General features: G+C 63.5%; 9 protein-coding genes. 2 read left to right on the forward strand and 7 right to left on the reverse strand.

What is annotated here, in order from left to right; all coding sequences use genetic code 11:
* Nucleotides 1-192 precede the first annotated feature (192 nt).
* Entirely contained in the window at nucleotides 193-399 is a 207-nt protein-coding gene (locus tag DL891_RS05240) for a helix-turn-helix domain-containing protein (protein ID WP_111719351.1), read from the forward strand.
* Nucleotides 396-1,631 (forward strand): tyrosine-type recombinase/integrase, encoded by a 1,236-nt coding sequence (locus tag DL891_RS05245; RefSeq protein ID WP_111719352.1) that lies wholly within the window; start codon nucleotides 396-398, stop codon nucleotides 1,629-1,631. Before DL891_RS05240 ends, DL891_RS05245 begins: the two co-directional genes overlap by 4 nt.
* A gap of 1,207 nt (nucleotides 1,632-2,838) precedes the next feature.
* On the opposite strand, the gene DL891_RS05250 is transcribed toward DL891_RS05245, so the two are convergent.
* The 7 genes from DL891_RS05250 to DL891_RS05280 all read right to left on the reverse strand — a co-directional run bounded on the left by DL891_RS05250 (nucleotide 2,839) and on the right by DL891_RS05280 (nucleotide 8,813).
* A complete protein-coding gene (locus tag DL891_RS05250; RefSeq protein WP_232819012.1) occupies nucleotides 2,839-3,186 on the reverse strand; it encodes a protealysin inhibitor emfourin in 348 nt (115 codons plus the stop codon).
* 158 nt (nucleotides 3,187-3,344) lie between these two features.
* On the reverse strand, nucleotides 3,345-4,298 hold the full coding sequence (locus DL891_RS05255) for a hypothetical protein (RefSeq protein WP_111719353.1): 954 nt from the start codon (nucleotides 4,296-4,298) through the stop codon (nucleotides 3,345-3,347).
* A gap of 7 nt (nucleotides 4,299-4,305) precedes the next feature.
* Nucleotides 4,306-5,580 carry a M23 family metallopeptidase gene (locus DL891_RS05260; RefSeq protein WP_111719354.1) on the reverse strand — a complete coding sequence of 425 codons (1,275 nt, stop codon included), beginning with the start codon at nucleotides 5,578-5,580 and terminating at the stop codon, nucleotides 4,306-4,308.
* The gene (locus DL891_RS05265) at nucleotides 5,577-6,308 is read right to left on the reverse strand and encodes a M23 family metallopeptidase (protein WP_157962395.1); all 732 of its coding nucleotides are present in this window, start codon (nucleotides 6,306-6,308) and stop codon (nucleotides 5,577-5,579) included. Before DL891_RS05265 ends, DL891_RS05260 begins: the two co-directional genes overlap by 4 nt.
* Before the next feature lie 334 nt (nucleotides 6,309-6,642).
* The gene (locus tag DL891_RS05270) at nucleotides 6,643-7,143 is read right to left on the reverse strand and encodes a hypothetical protein (protein WP_111719356.1); all 501 of its coding nucleotides are present in this window, start codon (nucleotides 7,141-7,143) and stop codon (nucleotides 6,643-6,645) included.
* A 127-nt stretch (nucleotides 7,144-7,270) separates the two neighbouring features.
* The gene (locus tag DL891_RS05275; protein ID WP_111719357.1) at nucleotides 7,271-8,038 is read right to left on the reverse strand and encodes a hypothetical protein; all 768 of its coding nucleotides are present in this window, start codon (nucleotides 8,036-8,038) and stop codon (nucleotides 7,271-7,273) included.
* A gap of 187 nt (nucleotides 8,039-8,225) precedes the next feature.
* On the reverse strand, nucleotides 8,226-8,813 hold the full coding sequence (locus DL891_RS05280) for a DUF305 domain-containing protein (RefSeq protein ID WP_111719358.1): 588 nt from the start codon (nucleotides 8,811-8,813) through the stop codon (nucleotides 8,226-8,228).
* Between the last annotated feature and the right edge of the window lie 264 nt (nucleotides 8,814-9,077).

Consider the following 9,077-nt stretch of genomic DNA (forward strand, 5'->3'; position numbering starts at 1 on the left):
CCGATCCCAGTAATTACCTGGTATTACGGGGCTCACGTGGTTACACCAATGCCGTCTACGACACTCAAGTCGTCACAAACTCGTCATAAACCTCCGCTGGGGCACCCTGGGTGGGCGTGGTCATCCGGTTGTTTCGGTGTGTTCCCCGCCCAGTTCTGGGTGAACCCGGCACGCCCAGCCCACCTACCCGGTATGAATGAACTACGTCCCTTCACAGAACCACCGAGCCGCCTGGAACGGCTGCTCACGGTGCAGCAGCTTTCGGACTACCTGGGTGTGCCGGTCAAGACGCTCTACGACTGGCGAACGCAGAAGGTTGGCCCGCGGGCGGTCAAGGTCGGCCGGGCATTGCGCTACCCGGAGAGCCGGGTCATCGTCTGGCTGGAGGAGCAGTCGTGAGCCGCCCCATCCAGCCGTTGGGCACCTACGGGGCGATCTCTGTGCGCAGAGTCGGCTCAAAGTACGCCGCCACCACCCGCTACCGGGACATGGACGGCAGGTACACCCGCATTCAGGCCACGGACAGCACCGAGACGAAGGCGGCGTATGCGCTCAAGGCCAAGGTCGCCGAGCACACCCGTGCCGGTGGCGACGGCGACCTGAACCGCAACAGCACCGTTGCCGATCTGGCCAACTACTGGTTGGTGGAGGCCCGGGTCGGTGGACGCCAAATGCCGCAGACTCTTGACTGTTACGAACAAAACCTCAAGGCCGTCGTCCTGCCAGCCCTGGGCCGGCTCCGACTGCACGAGGTGACCGTCGGCCGGGTCGACCGATTTCTGAAGGTGCTCGCTCCCGCCCACCCGTCACGGGCACGCCGGGCCAGGATTGTGCTGTCACTGGTGTTCGATCTGGCCGTGCGCCACGATGCGGCCGGCAAGAACCCGGTTCGCGACGCGGCGCCCGTGCCGCACCCGCGCAAGGAGATCCGCAGCCTAAACCACTCCCAGCTGCAGGCCCTGCGGGCCTCGGTGGCGACCTGGCGCACGGGCGAGAATGTGTACGGCCCCAGGCCCGATGGCCGGCTGGCGGACGTGATAGAGATGCTACTTGGAACCTCGGCACGCATCGGTGAGGCGTTGGCGATCCGCAAGTGCGACGTCGACATGAGCGTGTCGCCGCCGACGGTGACGATCAGCGGCACCCTGGTCGGCCGAAAGGGGCAGGGCCTGTATCGGCAGCCGCACACGAAACATTCGAAACAGTGGCGGATCATCGCGGTGCCGAGCTACACGGCGCAGGCGATCCGCTCCCGGCTGGCCGCCCAAAGCGCTGCGCCGGAGGATGCTCCGCTGTTCTGCACCCGCAACGGCACATTCGTCTCGCCGCACAACCTGCGTCGTCAGCTCCGGGCCGTGCTCGCAGATGCCGGGCTGCCGGAGGGCATCGAACTGAGTGACATCACGCCGCACACGTTCCGCCGGACGGTCGCGACGACGATCAACCGGGCTGCCTCCAGCGATCTGGCCGCGGAGTTGCTCGGGCACACGTCGAGGGAGATCACCGAGGCCTTCTATATCCAGCCCACGAAGCGTGTGAACCCGGTGACTGCAGAGATCCTCGAACAGCTCGCGCCGGACGGAGGGGAGCTCCCTCTGAGCTCCATTGACCTGGACGGACACATCGAGTGAAGCCGAGGCCTCAGCACCTTGACGTCAACGGCCGGGGAGCACCACGCCGAGCTCGACCGCACGGTGAAGTCGGCGCCGGCGACGGTGCTGCAAGGGCTGGCACCGGAATCGTAGCAAGGCTAGGTGTCGATCCGGGAGTATCTGGGCGTTGCGGTCGGTGGTCATCACGGCAGCCGGCTGCCGGGCCTCCCGGACGGCATCGCCACGGTGGCGGCACCGCCTGATCTGGGGTTTTGACTGTGCGTGCCGAACCTGGTGTCCGCTGACGGTGGGTTCACGGTGAACCCACCGTGTGATCTGGCGTTTTGTTGACTCCGGCCGAACCTCGCGCCTGCTGACGGTGCGGCCACGGTGGCCGCACCGTGTGATCTGGCGTTCTGTTCACTCCGGCCGAACCTCGGGACCTGCTGGCAGCGCTCGACACGGGAGAGCTCCCGAGGGCACCGACCATTGCGCAGGAGTCCGCCGCCGCGGCAAGCACCGACCGCGAAGCCGCGCCGGCCGAGCGCGTGACGGCCGGACGGGACATGCTCGGCCCGGTCGAGACTCTCCCAGGGTCGGTATCGGGAACGGGGGTGCCGTCGAACGCAGGGTGAGAGTCGGTGGGCGAGCCCGCTCGGTCGCAGAACAGTTCGACATCGGGAAACGCCGAATACTGGCGGCCGCGCGCCGGATGCGGGCAACACAACCACCCGTCGGCGCGATGCGAAGGGTCATGTTCATGCATACTCGGGTCACCTCCTGAACAATAGGTGCACACCTGCTCCCCAGAAACCCGGGAAGCCTTCAGGCAGGCATGTCGGCACTGCCTCAACTCGGTGGCGCAGCCCTTTTGGGGCGTAGATTTCTGGCGGTATCCGATTGTGGCTATCCATGCCTGGCGCACCTCCTGAACAGTAGGTGCGCATCTGCTCCCCAACGGGTCTGGCCTCCCCGCGGATTGCCATGTTCTGTTCGCCTCTACTGAGATGCCGGTGCACAATCGGTGTGTCGGACCGCTTTCTGTGTTCGACCCAAAGCCGGGGGAGGAAGGGGACGGCAGCAAACGCTGTTACGGGCACGATGGCGCCGCGACCGTGAAGTTGGGGTCGACTCGGCCAGCCGACGCATTAGCACACCGTCGCTCGATCAATGATGTGCCGGTATCCCATAGTCCCAAGATGCCTTCTGCCGATTCGCGAGGGCGTCCGCGCGTGAACCGCGCAGTTCACGAGTGAGGGTTCGGTGCTGCGCTTCGTACCTCATCGATGAGGTCGCGCCACGGCCCCTGGGCAGCTTGTTCGGGCAATTCGACGGTGCGTTCCCGGGTGCCGTACTGGGCCCGGATCCACCACGTGAATCTGTCGGCGCCGTTGCCGTTCTCGGCCGTCGCATCCCAGGGGGCGCTCTTGATCAGGGCGATCCACCGCGACTCGTCATCGATTGCCGGCTGGACACGCCATTCCCGACGTAGCCCGGCGAATCCACCCGTGCGGGTAACGATGACTACGACGGAGTGGCGATGCGCTGAATCTTCGGGCGCCGCGGCATCCGGTCGTTCGTCAAGTTGGGCCATCCTCAAGCACGCCTACAGCGATCCACGCGGCGCGGACCGTGTTGACCACCTCCGACATTTATCGTACGCCCGCCCCGCCGCGGTGAGGGCAGGTTTCGACAGGCACGGGATGATGCAGGTCGGCGGAATCCCGCGCCGGGTTTTGGCCCTAACGTGTGTTACTCCTTGCTGGGTGCCAGAACGACCCAGGTCTGACCGTAGTCGGGGCTCGCACTGATGCCGCGCTCGTTTGAGACAAGAATCCACGGCTCATCACCGCCGGCATAGCTGAACGCTTCCGGGACACTTTCGACCTTGCCGGGCACAAACCACTCGCCCGTGGCTCCGTTCTGGTGCCAGACATCGCCTTCTATGCCGATCCCGATGAACCCGCCGCCCTCATCCGGGTCGACAGCGTCGATCAGGTAGAGCATTGGTGCATTGGGCTCTACAACGAACGAACGTGCACCATCGTTACTGACCATGAGCCCTTGCTCGGTGGTCGCAAAGACACGGTCGGGCTCGGTCGGGTCTGCAACCAGATTGCGCAGCGGGATGCTCGCTCCAGTCGCCCACGTGGCTCCGCCGTCATCACTGACCTTGATCTCCCCGGTGCCTGAGTCATAGCCAAACACGCGCAATGCATTGTTGGGGAGCATCACGGCATCGATATCGTGGAAGTCTGTTTCACCGTGAAGCGAGATCGAGGCCCACGTCTTCGCACTGTCGGTGCTGGAGATTAGCCCAAGATTCGGTCGAGCCAGATCAGGTTGCTCCCCGGGCGCGGGATGCCCGGAGGCCAGGAGCAGACCTGGGTGCGCGACAACGAAACCCATCGTGTCCTGAGAGCCGTCACCCACCTTGATGACATCTTCCTGCGTGCTTCGCGGGGCACCGGTGAGATAGGTTTCCGGCAGGTCGCCGGTCGGGACCGTCCACACACCGTTATGGGTTGCGGCAAACGTTTCCCCCGTCTGCCGATCCACCCCAAGCGCGTGAACGTGCCCGAACCCGGCCTCTGGGGCCGCTGTTTTCGCAACGGGGGGTTGCACTGTGGTTGCCGAGCAGCCTGCGACGAGCAGCAGTATCGCGGTTGAGAACGTGATTGCGGTGATGGAGCTGAATCGGGTCATGTGTTTTCTATCCAAGTTGTACTCCTCGTGCGCTCATAAAAGGTTGGGGGTCGATGCGGGCGCCGTCGACGCGGGTTTCAAAGTGCAGGTGACAACCGCTGGAGGCACCGGTTGTTCCCACAAGTGCGACGCGCTCACCAGCAGCAACACGTTCGCCTTCACCGATCAGTACCGCACTGTTGTGGGCGTAGCCGGTCTGGATCCCGCTGCCGTGATCGATGAGTACCCAATTGCCGTAGCTTCCGAGCCAGCCGGCATACACAACGGTGCCGGCCGTCGCCGCGTACACGGGCTGGCCGCAGCCAGCTGCGAGGTCGGTGCCGTAATGGAAGGCTCCGACGCCAGCAACCGGCCTGTCCGGGCGGGGCCCAAACCGGTCGCTGATCCAGCCAGAGACCGGCAACGCCCAACCCTGGCCGCTCAGCTGACCGGAATCATCGGAATCTCTGGCCGCATCCGCCGCATCTGCTGCTGCTGCTGCCGCTGCTGCTGCCGCTGCTGCTGCTGCTTTTGCCTCTGCAGCTTTACGCGCCTTTTCGCCCTTCTCGAAATCGGCTTCGGTAGCTGCTCGGTCCTCGGTCAGGACAGCCAGTTGCGCGTTCAATCGGCCGGCGTTCGCTTCTTGCCGATCCAGGTTGTCTTGTACCGCGAGACGTGCCGCCATGGCCGCCTTCAGCGACTTCTCGGCCTCCGCGGCGAGCTCACCCAACGATTGTTTCGCCACGGCCGCTTGCGCGCCCAGTGATCGCGCGTTGTTCTTCTCCGACTCCGCGTTGGAGAGCAAGGTGCTGGTGAGATCGGAGAGTTTGCTCATCGCACCCAACTTGTAGAGCACATCAGTGCCGTCCCCGGTGTCAAGAAAGATACCCAGCGATAGGTCAGGCACCGCCGCTGTTTTCGCGAACGTTGAAGCGATCCGGCCCAGCTGCTCTTGAGACTCACCGGCACGAAGTTCTGCTTCATCGGCCTGCTCTTGTAGCTGACCTGCACGATAGGTGGCTTCGTCGAAAGCGGCCTGGGCCCGTTCGTATTCGACACCTCGGCTTTGAGCGATTTCTTCCGCGCTTACCAAGTCCGCATCCAGCCCGGCGATATACGCCTTCAGCTCACTGATCTGCGCCTGTTTCGCCGTTTCATCCGACCGCGCACTCTCGACATCAGACCAGGACGGGTATTCCAGTGCCCGGGCCGGCTCAGGAATTGCGACCGCGGCGGCGATCACCACCACGGCCCCGATCGCCACGAGAGCATTCGACACCCGTCGACCGGTCGCCCGGATCATTGCGCAGCCACATTCTCTGCAAACCAGGTGACAGGGTCGGTGGGGGAGACCCCGTCCAAGAGGATCTCGAAGTGCAGGTGTGGCCCGGTACTCTGACCCGTGTTGCCGACGTTCCCAACAATGTCACCGACCGCGACCGACTGGCCAACATAGACGTTGAGAGACCCCTCGATCATGTGGGCGTACACGCTACTGACCTGTCGCCCATCAACCAGATGGTCGATCACCGCGTAGACGCCCAAACCACCGGCATCAGTCGTGGAGACCTCGCTCACGACCCCGGCGGCTATCGCTTGTACCGGGGAGCCGATGCCGGGGTTCATGTCAATGCCTTTGTGGAAGCTGGAGCACCCGCCACACGGCGGTACTCGGGGGCCGAAGTCGGTGGTGATCGGCACGCCAACAAGGAAGGGCCACTGCACGGCACCGGCGTAATTTATGAACGTTGAAGCCGTCTGGGCGTATGAGCCCTCGGTGGGTTGTGGCACCAGTGTCGAGTCATACCCGTCACGCTCAACCACCAGGGAGTCACCTCCGTGCGCGACGAAGGACTGACCGGGCTCGATGAGCTTTGGCGCTGGCTCGTATTCGTAATGGTTCGGGTAGGTCGCATCGGTGGCCGCAATCGCCGTGGCCGGCACCGAGACAGACACCGCGAAAAGTGCCGCCACGACAACTACCAGGCCGCCGGTGGTCTTACGCAGAGACGACGTCACCGGTACGCTCACGGCACGCGCACTGACCTGTTTCGTACGCGCCCTGGCGTGACCGGTGCGAGCGTCCGGCCTGCTCTTCAAACTCCCGTCCGCGAGACGTGCCTGCCGTCTTGTCGTTAACGGTGTCAGGGTCTCATCCGCTGATCTCTGTCTGGTTGCCTGTCGCGGGAGCACGCCGTCGCCGGGGCACTTGGGGATGAGTGCGGCCGGTGCAACTGTGGCGCGCGTGGATTGTGAATCACGCATTCTTGAACTTTCATTAGTCGTCAGATCTAGGGACACCTGTTTGCCAGGGGCATGGCAAACCCACACGGCCGAACCGGGGTCGTGTGGGTGTGGTGTCGGTCTAAACGCGACTAATGGATAAGAGTTGGAGGTTCGGGCGGTGAACCTCGAGCAGCAAGACCTGGAAGAACGGCAACGCAAAGAAAACGGGCCCCACGCGCGGCAACCATGAAGGAAGCCGAACAGCAAGAATCACAAACGATGCCAGCACAAACAGGAGAGCACAGGCCATTCCGATAATTGCACAGTGCAGCGGATCATGGCCTGAATGGTCGTGTGAGGCTGCTGCAGTCGCGGCGGGCACCGCAATCTCGCCCGCTCCGGATGCGGTCAGGTCGACAGTGGTGGTGGCGCTCACCGGTGACGATGTTAACGCCACCGTACCGTTGGTATGCACAGCGGACGCAGCGTGGGTTGTTTCTGACTCGGCAGTTGAGGCAGCAACCGAAGGAGTGATGAAAAGCCCGATCAGTATTGCGAGAATTGCGAAGATCGGGAGAAGAATGATCCGTGCAGCATGGCGTCGTGAGCCACTGTGGGCATCAACGCGAGTCGGTATCATGTCACCTCCACCGGTAGATCGATACGTGGGAATGTCTCAGGACAGAATCTCCTCGGAAAGGCTAACACGGCTTTCCGAAGCGATTCGGTGCAGAAAGAGACCGCGGTCGGGATCACCCTCATTCCCATCAGGCTGCCGGTACTAGGACAGCCCACGACTTTCCACCGTCGGAGGTGGTGGCCACGCCGCTGTCGTCGGCTACGGCGATCACACCATTGCCGTTGACGGTGAGGGCGGCCGCAGCACCAGTGACCGTGCCCGCAGTAGCCCACGAGGCGTCGGCTTCGGCGGATCCAAGCCACAGTGCGCCTTGCTGATCGATGCCTACCAAACCGCCGGCACGAGTAGGGTCGGCGGCGATCAAAAAGAGTAGGGGCGCACCCGCCAGCGGCTCAAATGTTGTTCCGGCGTCGTGGCTGACGAGCACACCGTCGGGCGTGGTCGCGGCAAGCAGGGTTGGATCCACGCTGTCGATGCTCAGGTCCCGAGCGTTCAACGGCGACCCTTCGGCCCATGTGCTGCCAGCATTTGTGCTGCGCAACAGCACTGGACGGTCCGAGGGCACCCCGATCACGAGATTCGGATCCGCGGGCGTGCTTTGCAGGATGTGAAAGTCGGTCGATCCGGAGAGGGACACCGCTTCCCAACCGGCCTCAGGGGTGTGCCTGACGAGGCCGATGTGCGGCCCAGCGAATGCGTCGTGGTTGTTTGCGCCAGGGTGGCCGGACACGAGCACGGTCGAGCCTTGCGCGGTCATTCCCATTGCGTCGAAAGCGACGTCGCCGAGGAGGGTGACGGTTCCCGCCTGCATTCCGGTGGCGTAGACCCCATCGTGGGAGCCGATCAACAACTGCTCGGGTTCGGTGAAGGACAGCTGGTGAATGTGTTGAAGCACAGGCGGTTTCGCAGCAGAATCTTGGCTGCTTGTCGCGCATGCGGTAGCTAGGAGAGGGATCGTTAGTGCCAGAGCGAGGGGGAGCAGGAGTCGGTGGGGGCGGATGGCCATGGTGGGGTCTCTTTCTTGGGGTCAGGGGTGTTCAGGTGGGAGCCCACCACCTCACCGGCGGTGGGCTCCCTCAGTGTTAGAGGCTGGTGAGGATGGTGCGCATTGTGGTGATCTCGGCGGTCTGGGCGTCGTCCATCCGCTGCGCGAGGGCTACGACGTCCGGGTTCTGTCCCGTGTCCACTTCTGATTCGGCCATCTGGATTGCACCCTCGTGGTGTTGGATCATCTGTTCCAAGAACAGTCGGGATGCTTCGTCACCGCTCGCACGATCGAGGGCATCCATGTCGGTGCCGGTCATCATCCCATCACCGTGATTCATCCCACCCATCCCTGAGTTGCTGTCGACGCCCCACGCTTCCAACCAGCCGCGCATAGTTTCGATCTCGGGACCCTGCGCGGCCTTGATCTGTTCGGCCAGTGCCGTGACCTGGCTATCGATTCCATTCTTGGCGAGGACCATGTCGGCCATTTCGACCGCTTGTTCGTGGTGCGGGATCATCATTGTTGTGAACATGACGTCGGCCGTGTTCGCGTCGCCGACCGCGATGGGGGCGGCCGAGCTCGGGGTGGTTGCCTGATCGGTTGTGGGTGTTGTCGCGCATCCGGAGAGCGCGATGAGAGCGCTCAGTGTGATGGCGGTCGTTAAAGCGGCACGAGTGTGCATTGTGGAAGGTCTCCTCAGTCGTATATGAATCGTGCGGGGCCGGTTTGACCGTGCACAGGGGCGTATCGGGGCATGCCCGACCGGGGCCCTTCACGTACGACTGATACAGAGAACGTTCAAGGAGGGCGGCGGCAAAGTGGCCTTGCCCCCGGTTGGTGGACACGGGTTAAGCGGCGAGTTGAACTTCCGCGGTCTGTGATGAGTATTGCAGTTCGAAGTCGGCGGGGCTGACATTCCCGATCGAGGAGTGTCTGCGATGCCGGT

It is taken from the genome of Homoserinimonas sp. OAct 916, from assembly GCF_003260275.1.
Taxonomy (GTDB): Bacteria; Actinomycetota; Actinomycetes; order Actinomycetales; family Microbacteriaceae; genus OACT-916.